The following is a 12,843-nucleotide window of genomic DNA, read 5'->3' as shown; positions in this document are numbered from 1 at the left end:
GAACTCGAAGTCGTGGGCGTAGAAGTCGAAGAACGAGGACGCGCGGCCGGCGGTCAGGCCGGCGAACTGCACGAAGGCCTTGTCGGTGTTGAAGTACTGCTCGACGCGGCCGTACTGGTCGATGCCGGTGCCCGGGAAGGCGTTGCCGATGCGGATCTGCGTGCCGGAATGCAGGCCGGGGATGCCGGTGCGGCTGGCGGCCTCGAGGCGCAGGAAGGCGCGGAGGGTGCCGTAGCCGGTCTGGGTGCGGGCATCGAGGTTGATGCGGGCGAGGCCGCGGTAGCCGCTGTAGTCACCGTTGCCCTGGCCGCGGCCGAGGGGAGCCTGGTAGCCGTACTCGAAGCGGGCGCGGCCCGAGAGACGCAGGCAGGTGTCGGTGCCGGGGATGTAGAAGAAGCCGGCGCCGTAGGCCGAGCACACACGGACGAACTCGACCGGGACCGCTTTCTTGACCGGCAGGTCGGCGGCCTGGGCGGCGCCTACGGTGAATACTGCTGCCGTGCCGAGCAAGCAGCTCTTCAAGAGCTTCATCATCATCTCCAAAACTTCGAGACCCGAGATGCGGTCTGCCTGGATTGGCTCCAGGTCGTGCCGCGTCTTGTTCGGCCTGCGTCTTGTTCGGCAGGCTCGCGTGGGCCCTTGCTTTGCGAGGCCCTATGCTGTGCAGCATTGTCCCAAAGCTGAACTCAAGCAACACGTTCCTAACGGCGAGTCCCCATCTTCGCATCACATGTGTCCGGGAAGTCACATATTGGAAACGTACAGAAACACAGCAAAATTGTTTCGCTGCATTTCTGAATTGTTGCTTACTTTATCTTCCGGCGAACTCGCACGGGTCGGTCACGGCACGGGCCTGCGGAGATCGCGCAGGGCTCCGGGTCAGGCCTCCCCCCAGACCGCCCTGACGCGGGCGACGGCGGGGCGGGCGATCATCCGCTCGAAATGCGCGGCGAGGTGGGGCGGCAGCGCGATGCCCTCCTGCGGAGCCCATCGCTCGGCATAGAACAGGGCCGTGTCCCCGAGGGTGAGGGTCTCCCCGGCGACATAGGGACGGCCCACCATCTCCCGGTCCAGGATGGCCAGGGCCTGATCGATGATCTGCCGCCCCTGTCGCTTCACGGAGTCCTGGCCGAGCTTGAGCGTCTGGTGCACCATGTCTTGCGGCTCATACAGCTCCGTCTTGAAGAGCCGGCCGAAGCCCTGCAGGTGGAGGGTGCCGATCGCGTAGTCCATGATCTCGAGGCCGCGCCGCTCCGCCTCCGGGTCGGCGGGGATCAGCCCCTTGTCGGGGTTCGTCCGGGCGAGCCAGGTGGCGATGGCGCCGTACTCGGTCATGACCGTGCCGTCGTCACGCACGAGGGTCGGCACCTTCCCCTTGGGGTTGATGGATTTGAAGGGCTCCTGCTGCGCGGCGCCCCCGGCGACGTCCAGCTTCTCGGATTCGTATGGCACGCCGATCTCTTCCAGCAGGATGTGGATCCCGATGGCGCAGGTGTGCGGTCCCCAGTAGAACTTCATCGCTGTCTCCGAATTCGTGGCGGCCCGCCCGGCGAAGGATGCCGCCCCGCGGCGCGGTCGCGGGGCATGCGCGCGAACGGGGCTGTCCGCCCCTCGCCCCCTCAACGTTTCGGGATTCGGGCGTGGTTCCTCGGGGAGCCCCCCTCCGCGGCGCCGGATCGGACGCTCCGGCCGACGGCGTGGCTTCGCCCCGGGCGAGTGCTGTGGCAGTTTTCGCGCCGTCCCGCGGGGCGGGCGGACGGGTTTGGCCGCCCGCATGGCCGCGGGGCGTGACAGGTCCCCGGCGCACGAGGCCGTCGAGCTGTCCCCGCAGCAACAGAAGATTAAGAAAAGCCGGCCTATCACGAATCCGCGATGCTGGCCCGGAGCGTTTCTATGCAATCGAGCCGCCGGGATATTCCATCCACGTCGCGCCATATGACGGCTCCCGCGCTTCCGTTCGCGGCCCTGGCGCCGCCGGCCGCGTCGGCGGCGGACGGTTCGCGACATCCCTCTGCCTTCCATGATGCGCCGCCGGGCGGGCGCGATGCGCGCTGAGGGCATGTCGCCGCGCCTCGGCGTCTGGGGTCTCATCCTGGCCGTCGCCACCGGGACCGTGCTCTGGATGGGCGCGGCCGGGTTGCGCTTCGATTGGCCGAGCGCCGCCGTCACCTTCGGCACCTGCCTCCTGCTCGAAGCCCTCGCCTTCACCTACCGGACCCTGCGCCCGGAGCCGCGCATCGCGGCCACGCTGGGCGGCCTCGTGCAGGTCATCGCCTTCGGCGCCTGCGCGGCGCCCCTGTCCTACGCCGTCGCGAGCACGGCCGGCCCCCTCTGGGACACGACCTTCGCCGGGTGGGATCGATCCCTCGGGCTGGACTGGCGGGCCTACCTCGCCTTCGTCGATGCCCATCCCCGGCTCGGTTTCGCGATGACGGTCGCCTACCGGAGCCTGATGGTGCAGATGATGCTCGTCATCGTCCTGCTCGGGTTCTGCGGGCGGCTGACGGCCCTCCGGCAGTTCGTGCTGGCCTTCTGTCTCTCCGGCACGGTGACGGTCCTGATGTCGGGGCTGACGCCGGCGATGGCCAACTTCGTCCACCTGCAGCTGGGCCCGGCGGATTTTCCGCATCTCCGGCCCGCCGCGGCCTTCGCCCATGTCTCCCACCTGACCGGCCTGCGGGACGGGACGCTGCGGACGGTCAGCCTCGACGCCATCGAGGGCATCATCACCTTCCCGAGCTTCCACGCGACGTCGGGGGCCCTGTTCCTCTGGGCGTTCTGGGCGCTGCCCGCGGCGAGGCTGCCCGCCCTCGTCCTCAACGTCCTCCTCGTCGCCTCCACGCCGATCGATGGCGGCCACTACTTCGTCGATGTCGCCGCCGGCCTGCTGGTGGCCGGCCTCGCGATCCTCGCCGCCCGCCGGTTCACGCCGAGGCCGGCGCAGGCGGCGCCCCCTGCGAGCGTCCCGGAGCGCGGCGCCGGGGTCGCGGCGCTCGGGGCGGCCCGGTAGCGCATCGCCCGCCGCCGGTGCGGCCCGGTGCGGAGGATCAGAAGAAGGCGACGAGGGAGACGCCGACCACCATCAGGACGCTGCCGAGGATCCGCCACAGGGTGGCCGGGTGCCGCTCGAAGCCGACCCAGCCGAAATTGTCCAGGGTGATGGAGGTGATGACGCCCGCCGTCACGAGGAGGCCGAGGAACGGCGCCGCCCCGATCTGCCGGGCGACGACGAACTGGGCCAGGATGATGCATCCGCCGAGGATCCCGCCGAGCCACGCCCACCAGGGCATGGCCAGGGCCTGGGCCGCCGTGGGCCATGCGAGCCTGCCGGCCAGGAGGCCGACCACGAGGATGCAGCTCGCGGTGCCGGCCACGACGATCAGGCCGGCGGTCAGCGACTCGTCCAGCCCCTTGGACAGCGCGCCGTTCTGCCCGGCCTGGACGGCGTTGGCGACGCCGGCCAGCAGCACGAAGCCGTAGAGGTACCACATCACCGAGATCCCGAACCCTGAGATCTTTAACTAGGGCGGTCCGAGCCGAAGATGATCACAATCACCGGCGGCATCTCGTCCTGGCGATACGATTGTTCCGCGGCCGATGCCTGTCTTTCCGGGCACCGAATCACTATCCGACGGTCACTGTGGCATCGATCTGGTTGGCCGAAACCACACGTGGACCGCGAACGTCGGGATCTCGGCGTTCCCATTCGTCCAGAACGACGTTCGCCGCCGCGATGATGTCCCCCGGCGAGCCTGTCCCGATCTGCGGGCGGATCGCCTCGGCGAGCCTGGCGAGGATCGTCTGCTCCTCCCGGAACGGGTGGGGCATCCTCGCCTGCCGGCAGAACGCCGCGTAGACGTTCTCCGCCATCGCGCGTGCCGTGCGGTCGGGTGCGGGGGTGTCGCTCATCGCAGGGGCCCTTCAGCGGCTGGCCATCGCACCCGGCGGAATCCCTCAGCGGGGGGCGAAGACCGTGATGTTGTTGTTCAGTTGGTAGGCGGCCGTCGGCGGGGTGTTGACGAACCGGAGGTAGATCGGGCTCTCGCCGAGGATGGCGCCGAAGGACGCCGTCACCGTCATGGGAAAGCACCGGGACAGGGCCGCGGATCCCGCCTCCTCGTAGCGCGCCTGCGCATCCCGGTCGCCGGTGAGGCGCCGGGCCGTCGTCAACGGCGTGCCGCGGATGGCGCCCGTCTTGTCGAGGCCGAAGCGATAGGCGATCAGCGACCCGTCCGTGCCCGGCGGGACCGTCCAGCAGCCCGCCATGGCGCGGTGGAACTCGGCCCAGTTGTTGACCGGCGCCGCCTGGGACTGGGCCGGGGTCGCGAGCGGCGCGGCGGCGAGGACCACCAGGACGAGGTTGGTGTGTCGGTGAGCCACGGATCCCCCCGGGAGAACGCCTGAGGAAACGCCCGATCGTCGGGAGTGCTCCCTCCGGAACGCCGCCGGACGCCTCCCGTTGGTCGGGGGGACGATGATCGACGGTCATCGCGATCGGGAGTGGACGCATGATCAGGGCATTCGGACGGGCGACCGTCCTCGGCGCGGCGCTGCTCGCCGGCCTCGCGGGGAGCGCCGGGGCGGCGCAGGACAAGGGAGCCGCCGCGACGCCGCCGGCCCCCGGCCAGGGCGGATCCTCCACCGGCAGCGTGGGGGCGGGGGGGCTGACCGGCTCGGCCGCCACGAAGGACGGCGCCCGCACTGGCCCCCCGGACGCGTCCCGCCCCGCAGGATCCTCCGCCCCGGCGGCCGGGACGGCCCGCTAGGGAGTTTTCCGAAAAACCAGGGTAAGCCTCGACGCGCTCACCTCCCCGCCCATCTCGGGCTCGCCCGAGATGGGCTTCATCCGCGCCCAGATCGGGCAAGCCCGAGTCCGGGCGGGGAGGGGACCCGCGCGGCGCGGACGGGCCTCCACGGGCCGGCCTCCGCGTCCGGCACTCACTGCGAGCGTCGGCCGAACGACACCGCGTAGGCCTGGACGCGGGCATCGATGAGGGGATCGTCCGACACCTCGATCCCGTCGGTGAGCGCGTTCGGCATGAACAGCAGCGCCTTCTCGGCCTCGGCGCTGTCCGGCACCGCCTTGGACACCGTCAGGGTGCCGAGATCGACCGTCTTCCGGGTCTCCGGCCAGGGCTTCGTGGCGTCGTTGGTCGGGTCGCCCGCCTCGGCGAGCTGGGCCAGCACCCGGAACTTCGCCGGCTCCTTGGCGATGCGCGGGCCGATCTCCCCCATGAGGAAGTTCGGATCGCGCTTGGCCGCCTCGGCGGCGGGCAGGATGTCCTCGCCCTCGACGGGCACGAACTTGAACCGGAACGGCTGCCGCTTGCCGTCCTTGTCCACCAGGACGAAGGCGTTGACCCCGTTATAGGTCTGCCGGGCGAAGCTCGACGGGGGCTTGGCCGTCCCGCCGGCCGTGGCGGCGGCGGGATGCGTGGCGACGAAGCGCTCCAGCGCCGTGGGCTTCTGCGCGTCCGGGCCGCTCTCGGACACCGCCTTCAGCAGGTCGCGGAACTCCTCGCCGGTGGCGACGGGGAAGTAGGCCAGCGAGTTCACGACGACGTCCATGTCCGAGCCGTCGGCCAGCTTGAACTTGAGGGCCATGCCGTGGGGGTTGGCGTTGGCGGCGCCGTCCGCGATGGTCGGGACGCCGGTCGCGTCCGAGAAGCGCACCGTCACCGGCACGGCCGGCCCGGCGAACAGGGAGGCCTTGCTGATCCTGGCCGCCTCGGGGGAGGGGGTGAAGCTGCCCTCGGCGACCACGCCCTTGGCGTGGTTGGCCCGCTTGCCGGGGTGCTTGCCGAACAGGGTGTTCATCACGTCGATCGTCTGCTCGGCCGTCGAACCCTCCTGGGCGACGGCCGGAAGGCCGGTGATGACAGCAAGCGCGACGCCCGCGACCAGGGCGCGACCCAAACGTGAGACCAACATCCAGCCCTCTCCATCGGTAACGCGACACGGGATAGCGTCTGCACCGACGAAATGGAATGTTTCCAGCCGGGCCCGGGGGGAAGATCCCCCCTCTCGAACCCGCGGCCGGCGCGCGCTCCGCCCCCGCGTGGGGAGGGCACCCGCGCCGGCCTCTGCGAAAGCGCGATCCCGGTGCTGTGGAAGACGCCTCAGCGCAGGGTCGAGGATTCGCCGGGCTTCAGGTGGCGGTCCTCGCCGTCGGGGCCGCCGACGGAGACGTGGTTGTTCAGGCGGCCCAGGTGTTCGAAGACGTGCGCGAACGCCTCGGTCACCGCCCGCTCGAAGGAGCCGTCGCCCTTGCCCTCGGCGGCCTTGAGGGCGCTGAGCAGCGCGTGGTGCGTCTCGGTATCGTTCGACATGGCCATCCTCATCTCCGGCACGGTGCGCCGGTTCGTTGCGCCAAGTTCCCCCGTGCCGCCCGGTTCCTGGCCGGGCGGCACGGGGGCGTCGCTCAGGCCGCGTCGGGCATGCGGGCGAGGAGCTTGTCGAGGGTGATGGGATAGTCCCGCACCCGCACACCGGTGGCGTTGTAGATCGCGTTCGCCACCGCCGCCCCGACGCCGCAGATCCCGAGTTCGCCCACGCCCTTGGCCTTCATGGGCGAGGATTGCGGATCGACCTCGTCGAGGAAGATCACCTCCTGGTGGGGGATGTCGGCATGGACCGGCACCTCGTAGCCGGCGAGGTCGTGGTTGGCGAAGAAGCCGCGCTTGGCGTCCACCGCGAGCTCCTCCATCAGCGCCGCGCCGACGCCCATGGTCATTCCGCCGATGACCTGGCTGCGGGCGGATTTCGGGTTGAGGATGCGCCCCGCCGCGCAGACCGCCAGCATCCGCCGGACCCGCACCTCCGCCGTGTCGACATCCACGCCCACCTCGACGAAGTGGCCCGCGAAGGTCGATTGCTGCTGCTTCTTCGACAGGTCGCCGTACTCGATGGAGTCCTCGGCGCTGAGCTCGCCCGCGCTCGCGGCCTCGCCGAGCGGCACGGCGCGGTTGCCCGAGCGGACCTGCCCGTCCTCGAACACCGCGTCGGCCGAGTTGATGCCGAGGCGCTGGGCCACGCCCTCCCGCAGCTTCACGCAGGCGGCATAGACGCCGGAGGTCGCGTTGTTGGCGCCGAACTGGCCGCCGGAGCCGGCCGAGACCGGGTAGGCCGAATCCCCCAGGCGCACGACCACCCTGTCGAGGGGCACGCCCATCATCTCCGCGGCGGTCTGGGCGATGATGGTGTAGCTGCCGGTGCCGACATCGGTCATGTCGGTCTCGACCGTCACCGTGCCGGTCCGGTCGAGCCTGACCCGGGCGCCCGACTTCATCAGCAGGTTGTTGCGGAAGCCCGCGGCCATGCCGAGGCCGACGCGCCACTGCCCGTCCCGCACCTGACCCGGCTTCGGGTTGCGCTTGTCCCAGCCGAAGGCCTCGGCCCCGCGCTTGAGGCACCCCACGAAATCGCGGTGCGAGAATGGGCGCTCCGGCTTGCCGGGATCGACCTGGGTGTCGTTGCGGATGCGGAACTCGACCGGGTCGAGGCCGAGCGTCTCGGCCATCTCGTCCATGGCCAGCTCCAGGGCCATCAGGCCGGGCGCCTCACCGGGGGCCCGCATGGAGTTGCCCTCCGGCAGGTCGAGATGGGCGAGGCGCATGGCCGTGAGGCGGTTCGCCCCCGCGTAGAGCAGCTTGGTCTGGTCGACCGCCGTCTCGGGCTTGCCGTCCTGCAGGTTGCCCGAGGTGCTCACGTGGGCGATGGCCGTGATGTGCCCGTCCCGGGTGGCACCGATGCGGATGTTCTGGATCGTGGCCGGGCGGTGGGTCGTGTTGTTGATGACCAGCGGGCGGGTCAACGCGAGTTTCACCGGGCGCCCGGCCGCCTTCGCCCCGAGGGCGGCCAGCACCGCGTCGGAGCGGACGAACAGCTTTCCGCCGAAGCCGCCGCCGATATAGGGCGAGTCGATCCGCACGTTCTCCTTCGGGATCCCCAGGATCTTGGCGATGCTCTCATGGGTCCAGGCGATCATCTGGTTCGAGGTCCAGAGGGTCAGCCTATCGCCGTCCCAGGCCGCGATGGTCGCGTGCGGCTCCATCATGGCGTGGCTCTCGTCCGGCGTGGTGTAGGTCTGGTCGAGCGTCACCGGAGCCTCGGCGAAGGCGCCCTCGAAGTCTCCGTGCCGGTCCTCGGCGCCGCCGCCGCTGCCCTCGCCGCTGCTGCCCTCGACGGGCTTGGCCGCCTTGGCCTCCGCCGCGAGGTCGAACTTGCCGGCCTCGGGGGCATAGTCGACCGACACGAGGAAGGACGCCGCCCGGGCCTGCTCGAAGGTCTCGGCCACCACGACGGCGATGGCCTGGTGGTAGTGCTGGACCTGATCGCCGCCGAAGAGGCTGGCGACGTTCATCTTGCCGAGGCCGAGCTTGGGCGTGTCGAGGGTGGTGACGATGGCGAGGACGCCGGGGGCGCGCTTGGCGGCCTCGGTGTCGATCCGGCGCACGCGGCCCTTGGCGATGCCGGCGCCGAGGGCGTAGCCGTAGGCCTGGTTCGGCACGACGTCGTGGCGCTCGTAGGCGTAGGCCGCCGTGCCGGTGGTCTTGAACTTGCCGTCGATCCGGTCGGTGGGCTTGCCCACGACCGTGAGCCGGTCGATGGGGTTCTGCCCCGCGGGGGTGTCGAACTTCATGGCTCAGGCCCTCGCTTGGGTGAGTGCCGCCGTGAGCGTGCGCTCGGCGAGCTTCAGCTTGTAGGCGTTGTCCTCGGTCGGCTTGGCCCCGGCGAAGACGCGGTCCGTCACCGCCTTGGCGCCCTTGGGCAGGTCCGCCTCGGCCGCCTCGACCCGCCAGGGACGGGGCGCCACGCCGCCAAACGCGACGTGGCCGCGTCCGTCCTTGCCGAGGATCGCCGCCACCGAGACCAGGGCGTAGGCATAGGAGGCCCTGTCGCGGACCTTGCGGTAGATGTGCGTGCCGGCCACCGGCTTGGGCAGCGTCACCGCGGTGATGAGCTCGCCGGGCCTGAGCGTCGTGTCGGCCTCCGGCGTGTCGCCCGGCAGGCGATGGAACTCGGCCACCGGGATCTTGCGCGCCGCACCCGCGGCATCGACCGTCTCGACGGTGGCGTCCAGCACCCGCATGGCCACCGCCATGTCGCCGGGGTGGGTGGCGATGCAGGCGTCGCTGCCGCCGATGACCGCGAGCTGGCGGCTGACCCCGTCGAGGGCCGGGCAGCCCGAGCCGGGCTGGCGTTTGTTGCAGGCCTGGGCGGTGTCGTAGAAATACGGGCAGCGGGTGCGCTGGAGCAGGTTCCCCGCCGTCGTGGCCTTGTTGCGCAGCTGCCCGGAGGCGCCCGCCAGCAGGGCGCGGGAGAGCACCCCGTAATCCCTGCGCACCCGGGCATCGGCGGCGAGGTCGGTGTTGCGCACCAGCGCGCCGATCCGCAGGCCGCCCTCCGGGGTGGGCTCGACGGTGTCGAGGTTCAGGCCATTGACGTCGACGAGGTGGGCCGGCGTCTCGATCTGCAGCTTCATCAGGTCGAGGAGGTTGGTGCCCCCGGCGATGAACTTGGCGTTCGGCTTCGCGGCGACGGCGGCGGCCGCCTCGGCGGGCGTGCTCGGACGCTCGTAGGTGAAGGATCTCATGCCTGCCTCCCGGCGACTTCGGTCATCGCCTCGACGATGTTGGAATAGGCGCCGCAGCGGCAGATGTTGCCGCTCATGCGCTCGCGGATCTCGGCGGGCGTGGCCTCCATCGCGCCGGTGAGGTCGGCGGTGACGTGGCTCGGGATGCCGGCCTTGATCTCGGCCAGCACGGCGACGCCGGAGCAGATCTGGCCCGGGGTGCAGTAGCCGCACTGGTAGCCGTCATGCGCCACGAAGGCCGCCTGCATCGGGTGGAGGTTCCCGGGCTGGCCCAGCCCCTCGATGGTGGTGATCTCCGAGCCCTGGTGCATGACGGCGAGCGTCAGGCAGGAATTGATGCGCCGCCCGTCCACGATCATCGTGCAGGCGCCGCACTGGCCGTGGTCGCAGCCCTTCTTCGAGCCGGTCAGGTGCAGGTGCTCGCGCGCCGCATCGAGCAGGCTGGTGCGGGCGTCGAGTTCCAGCTCGCGCCGCTGGCCGTTCACCGTCAGGGCCACCTTGGCCATCACCGGCGCATCGGTGGCCGCGCTGCCCGCGCGCGCACCGGAGGAGGGCAGGGCGGTGAGGGCCGCGGCGGCCGTCGCTCCGGCCACCAAGTCACGTCGGCTCATATCGACATCTCCAGGTCGTCCCATCTCGGTCTCCGAACCTGTTGCGGGGGGATGGCCGGATCGGGGCCGGCCATCGGAAGCGGGATACCGGACACAACGCGGGCCGATTGGATTGTGTCCAAAGTACTGCACCGGCCATCACGGTCCGCAGCGCCGCAGCGCGGGGGCGGGCGGCGCCGGAGGCTCCCCGTTGGCCGGCAAGGGCTTCACGGCACTGCGGTTTCCCGGAAGCGTCCGCCCCGCGACACCGGCGCCGCCGGGGGGCGGATCCGGGTCGCCGCCGTTTAACCGGACCTGAACGGACCGGTTCAGGGCGGGTTTCCCGGGGCGTCCTAGAGACGACCGGCGCCGAACAGGGCGCATGGATCGAGGACGCGGGGGATGACCGGCGACACGCCGGTCGCACCCCCCGGGCATCCGGACGCGTCCTCGCACGTTCGATACCCCGGCGCAGCGATGCGCCCTTCCGCCGAAGGAGCCATGATGACGAAGACCGCCGCCCTGCTGGGCGCCACCGCGCTGCTGTTCGCCACCGCAGCCATGGCCCAGCCCGCGCCGCCCCCGCCCGGCGGGCCCCGCCCCGGCCCGGAGGCCGGCGCGCCTCCGCCCCCGCCGCCGCCCGGCGGACCCCGGCGCGGGCCGGATGCTCCCCCGCCGCCCCCGCCCCCGCCGCCGAAGGGCGCGCATTTCCAGTTCGAGCGCGGCGACGCGCGGATCGACGTGAAGTGCGCCGACGACGAGTCGATGAAGGCCTGCGCCGACATCACCCTGCAGCTCCTCGACAAGCTCTCGGCCATGAAGCCGGCCGACGCGCGCTGAGGCTCGCCCCGACGGGGCCGCGGGATTTGCCCCGCGGCCCGACCCCACACCGACAGACAGGACCACAACCATGACGACGACTCAGGAAGCCTCGGGCACGATCTGGGCGGTGTTCGGACACCGCCTCGCCATCGAGGGGGACGGGGGCCGCATCCTCGCCGACCTCGGCCCCACGGGCGCCGAAGGGATCGCGATCGCGGTGGGCGACACGGTCTCCCTCAAGGGCGAGCGCAAGCCGAGCGAGATCAAGGTGACGTCCCTCACCCTCGGGGACGGCGTGACCCGGGAGATCGCCTGGCCGAAGAAGCCGCACGGGGACGACGAGGCCGATGAGGCCAAGGCCGTCGCGGCGGTGAAGGCCGAGGGCTACGCCATCGAGGGCGAGCCCGCGCGCAAGCCGAAGCACTTCGAGATCGTCGGGGCGAAGGAGGGCGCCCGGCACGAACTCCACGTCGCGTTCGACGGCACGATCCGCAAGGCCAAGCCCCTCACCGCGTGAGTGAGGCGGGAGGGGACCGCGTGCCGCCGCCCGCGCGCGGTCCCCTCCGGGCTGGCGGGCCCGCACCATCGTCTCCTCCGCCTCGAGGGAACCCGAGGCCGCCCCCGGGCCTTCGCGAAAAGCCGGAGCGAACCGGCACCCCGCCCCCGCGGACCACAGGGAGCCAGACCGCCTTGGACGTGATCCACGACGACCCGCCGATGCGGCAGGAGATCGCCCGGGGGTTCTACCCGGCGTTCGAGGATCGGTGGCGGACGGCCGAGATCGTCGGGCGCTTCGCCATGCTCGCCTTCGTGCTGGTCTGCGCCCTCGGCATCCTCGGCCACGGGCCGTTCAGCGCCCGCGACCTCGCCAACGCCGACGGGTCGATCCGCATCCGCTACGAACCCGTGGTGCGATTCGGGGCGCCGACCATCATCCGGTTCGACACCCGGGTTCCCCCGGGCGGGGACAAGGTCGCGGTGACCATCGCCAAGGACCTCGTCGACCAGTTCGGCCTGGAGAGCATCACCCCACGGCCAGCCACCTGGGAGATCGCCGGCGGCAACATCCGCCTCGTGTTCCCGGTGCAGGCCGGCGAGAGCCACGCCCTGATCCGCTTCACCGGATCGCCGGCCTTCCGGGGAGGGGTGGACCTCACCGCCCGCCTCGATGCCGGCGAGACCCTGTCCTGGTCGCAATACGCGGTGCCCTGACCATGAACACCGTCCTCAAGGCCGCGGCGGCCTACCTCATCGTCCTGTTCGTCATCCGCCTGATCGGCCGGCGCACCGCCAGCCAGCAGGCGCCCATCGACATGGTGGTGCTGTTCCTGTTCGGCGGCCTGAGCGTCAGCGCCATCCTGGGGGACGACCACTCGTTCACCGGCGCCATGAGCGCGCTGTTCACCGTCGGGCTGATGCACGTCTCGGTGTCGTGGCTGAAGCTGCGCTTCGTCGGGTTCGAGCGCATCGTCGATGGCACCCCCATCGTGGTGTTCCGCGACGGCGACTGGGACGAGACCCGGATGCGGCGGCTGCGGATGCAGCAGGCCGACGTGCGCACCGCCGCCCGCCAGCAGGGGATCGACGACTTGGACAAGGTCGCCGTCGCCATCATCGAGCGGGACGGCAAGGTCTCGGTGATCGAGAAGGAATAGGCCGCCTCCCCGCCTGGGAGGCCCCGCCCGTCAGGTCGGCGTCAGCTCTCCGCCTTACCGATTCGGTCGCAGGCAGAATCGCCTGCGAAGCGCCCGATCCACCGCATCGCGACCGTGCGGGCCGGTGGGGGCATCGCGCGCTCCCTGTCACAGGTAGCTCCACCCTCGTGCAAGCCCGAGG

Annotated in this window: 16 protein-coding genes; 6 read left to right on the top strand and 10 right to left on the bottom strand. The window is 71.2% G+C overall.

Going from position 1 to position 12,843, the window contains the following annotated elements; all coding sequences use genetic code 11:
* Both MKK53_RS04385 and MKK53_RS04380 read right to left on the bottom strand, forming a co-directional pair.
* Positions 1 to 531: porin (locus tag MKK53_RS04385; RefSeq protein ID WP_243927193.1), on the bottom strand; the 531-nt coding region annotated here is incomplete at its 3' end.
* Between the two features lie 348 nt (positions 532 to 879).
* Positions 880 to 1,518, bottom strand: a complete 639-nt coding sequence (locus MKK53_RS04380) for a glutathione S-transferase family protein (RefSeq protein WP_243927191.1) — start codon at positions 1,516 to 1,518, stop codon at positions 880 to 882.
* Between the two features lie 541 nt (positions 1,519 to 2,059).
* Between MKK53_RS04380 and MKK53_RS04375 the strand changes: the two genes are divergently transcribed.
* Positions 2,060 to 3,010, top strand: coding sequence for a phosphatase PAP2 family protein (locus tag MKK53_RS04375; protein WP_243927189.1), 951 nt, complete (start codon positions 2,060 to 2,062; stop codon positions 3,008 to 3,010).
* A 37-nt stretch (positions 3,011 to 3,047) separates the two neighbouring features.
* Here the strand turns inward: MKK53_RS04375 and MKK53_RS04370 are convergent, their stop codons facing one another.
* From MKK53_RS04370 to MKK53_RS04360, 3 genes are all read right to left on the bottom strand, one after another.
* The gene (locus tag MKK53_RS04370; protein WP_243927187.1) at positions 3,048 to 3,491 is read right to left on the bottom strand and encodes a DMT family transporter; all 444 of its coding nucleotides are present in this window, start codon (positions 3,489 to 3,491) and stop codon (positions 3,048 to 3,050) included.
* A gap of 133 nt (positions 3,492 to 3,624) precedes the next feature.
* Positions 3,625 to 3,909, bottom strand: coding sequence for a hypothetical protein (locus MKK53_RS04365; RefSeq protein WP_243927185.1), 285 nt, complete (start codon positions 3,907 to 3,909; stop codon positions 3,625 to 3,627).
* Between the two features lie 45 nt (positions 3,910 to 3,954).
* On the bottom strand, positions 3,955 to 4,380 hold the full coding sequence (locus MKK53_RS04360) for a hypothetical protein (protein ID WP_243927183.1): 426 nt from the start codon (positions 4,378 to 4,380) through the stop codon (positions 3,955 to 3,957).
* 128 nt (positions 4,381 to 4,508) lie between these two features.
* On the opposite strand from MKK53_RS04360, the gene MKK53_RS04355 reads away from it, so the two are divergent.
* Positions 4,509 to 4,766 carry a hypothetical protein gene (locus tag MKK53_RS04355; protein WP_243927181.1) on the top strand — a complete coding sequence of 86 codons (258 nt, stop codon included), beginning with the start codon at positions 4,509 to 4,511 and terminating at the stop codon, positions 4,764 to 4,766.
* 172 nt (positions 4,767 to 4,938) lie between these two features.
* Here MKK53_RS04355 and MKK53_RS04350 read toward each other — a convergent pair whose 3' ends face one another.
* From MKK53_RS04350 to paoA, 5 genes are all read right to left on the bottom strand, one after another.
* The gene (locus MKK53_RS04350; protein WP_243927179.1) at positions 4,939 to 5,931 is read right to left on the bottom strand and encodes a catalase family peroxidase; all 993 of its coding nucleotides are present in this window, start codon (positions 5,929 to 5,931) and stop codon (positions 4,939 to 4,941) included.
* A gap of 188 nt (positions 5,932 to 6,119) precedes the next feature.
* Positions 6,120 to 6,329: a hypothetical protein gene (locus tag MKK53_RS04345; protein WP_243927195.1), complete on the bottom strand. Its 210-nt coding sequence runs from the start codon at positions 6,327 to 6,329 to the stop codon at positions 6,120 to 6,122.
* Between the two features lie 92 nt (positions 6,330 to 6,421).
* A complete protein-coding gene (gene paoC / locus MKK53_RS04340; protein WP_243927177.1) occupies positions 6,422 to 8,641 on the bottom strand; it encodes an aldehyde oxidoreductase molybdenum-binding subunit PaoC in 2,220 nt (739 codons plus the stop codon).
* Positions 8,642 to 8,644: 3 nt separating this feature from the next.
* Complete coding sequence (locus MKK53_RS04335; RefSeq protein WP_243927175.1) at positions 8,645 to 9,595, bottom strand: FAD binding domain-containing protein; 951 nt, start codon at positions 9,593 to 9,595, stop codon at positions 8,645 to 8,647.
* A complete protein-coding gene (paoA, locus tag MKK53_RS04330) occupies positions 9,592 to 10,230 on the bottom strand; it encodes an aldehyde dehydrogenase iron-sulfur subunit PaoA (protein ID WP_243927173.1) in 639 nt (212 codons plus the stop codon). The genes MKK53_RS04335 and paoA overlap by 4 nt, the downstream gene beginning before the upstream one ends.
* 456 nt (positions 10,231 to 10,686) lie before the next feature.
* Here paoA and MKK53_RS04325 point away from each other — a divergent pair, with 456 nt between their 5' ends.
* The 4 genes from MKK53_RS04325 (at position 10,687) to MKK53_RS04310 (ending at position 12,662) form a co-directional block, all read left to right on the top strand.
* Entirely contained in the window at positions 10,687 to 11,025 is a 339-nt protein-coding gene (locus MKK53_RS04325) for a hypothetical protein (RefSeq protein ID WP_243927170.1), read from the top strand.
* 70 nt (positions 11,026 to 11,095) lie between these two features.
* Positions 11,096 to 11,524, top strand: a complete 429-nt coding sequence (locus MKK53_RS04320; RefSeq protein ID WP_243927168.1) for a hypothetical protein — start codon at positions 11,096 to 11,098, stop codon at positions 11,522 to 11,524.
* 173 nt (positions 11,525 to 11,697) lie between these two features.
* Positions 11,698 to 12,219 (top strand): hypothetical protein, encoded by a 522-nt coding sequence (locus MKK53_RS04315; protein ID WP_243927166.1) that lies wholly within the window; start codon positions 11,698 to 11,700, stop codon positions 12,217 to 12,219.
* 2 nt (positions 12,220 to 12,221) lie between these two features.
* Positions 12,222 to 12,662, top strand: a complete 441-nt coding sequence (locus MKK53_RS04310) for a DUF421 domain-containing protein (protein WP_243927164.1) — start codon at positions 12,222 to 12,224, stop codon at positions 12,660 to 12,662.
* Positions 12,663 to 12,843 lie beyond the last annotated feature (181 nt).

Origin of the sequence: Methylobacterium sp. J-076 (assembly GCF_022829405.1) — a bacterium.
Lineage (GTDB): Bacteria > Pseudomonadota > Alphaproteobacteria > Rhizobiales > Beijerinckiaceae > Methylobacterium.
Note: the sequence above shows the minus strand (reverse complement) of the source record. Positions and strands in the feature narration are given on the sequence as shown.

What these genes read in the sequence shown, in the direction of transcription:
- MKK53_RS04380 (WP_243927191.1), bottom strand. Translation starts at nt 1,518, where the DNA reads ATGAAGTTCTACTGGGGACCGCACACCTGCGCCATCGGGATCCACATC.
- MKK53_RS04375 (WP_243927189.1), top strand. Translation starts at nt 2,060, where the DNA reads ATGTCGCCGCGCCTCGGCGTCTGGGGTCTCATCCTGGCCGTCGCCACC.
- MKK53_RS04370 (WP_243927187.1), bottom strand. Translation starts at nt 3,491, where the DNA reads ATGTGGTACCTCTACGGCTTCGTGCTGCTGGCCGGCGTCGCCAACGCC.
- MKK53_RS04365 (WP_243927185.1), bottom strand. Translation starts at nt 3,909, where the DNA reads ATGAGCGACACCCCCGCACCCGACCGCACGGCACGCGCGATGGCGGAG.
- MKK53_RS04355 (WP_243927181.1), top strand. Translation starts at nt 4,509, where the DNA reads ATGATCAGGGCATTCGGACGGGCGACCGTCCTCGGCGCGGCGCTGCTC.
- MKK53_RS04350 (WP_243927179.1), bottom strand. Translation starts at nt 5,931, where the DNA reads ATGTTGGTCTCACGTTTGGGTCGCGCCCTGGTCGCGGGCGTCGCGCTT.
- MKK53_RS04345 (WP_243927195.1), bottom strand. Translation starts at nt 6,329, where the DNA reads ATGTCGAACGATACCGAGACGCACCACGCGCTGCTCAGCGCCCTCAAG.
- paoC (WP_243927177.1), bottom strand. Translation starts at nt 8,641, where the DNA reads ATGAAGTTCGACACCCCCGCGGGGCAGAACCCCATCGACCGGCTCACG.
- MKK53_RS04335 (WP_243927175.1), bottom strand. Translation starts at nt 9,595, where the DNA reads ATGAGATCCTTCACCTACGAGCGTCCGAGCACGCCCGCCGAGGCGGCC.
- paoA (WP_243927173.1), bottom strand. Translation starts at nt 10,230, where the DNA reads ATGGGACGACCTGGAGATGTCGATATGAGCCGACGTGACTTGGTGGCC.
- MKK53_RS04325 (WP_243927170.1), top strand. Translation starts at nt 10,687, where the DNA reads ATGATGACGAAGACCGCCGCCCTGCTGGGCGCCACCGCGCTGCTGTTC.
- MKK53_RS04320 (WP_243927168.1), top strand. Translation starts at nt 11,096, where the DNA reads ATGACGACGACTCAGGAAGCCTCGGGCACGATCTGGGCGGTGTTCGGA.
- MKK53_RS04310 (WP_243927164.1), top strand. Translation starts at nt 12,222, where the DNA reads ATGAACACCGTCCTCAAGGCCGCGGCGGCCTACCTCATCGTCCTGTTC.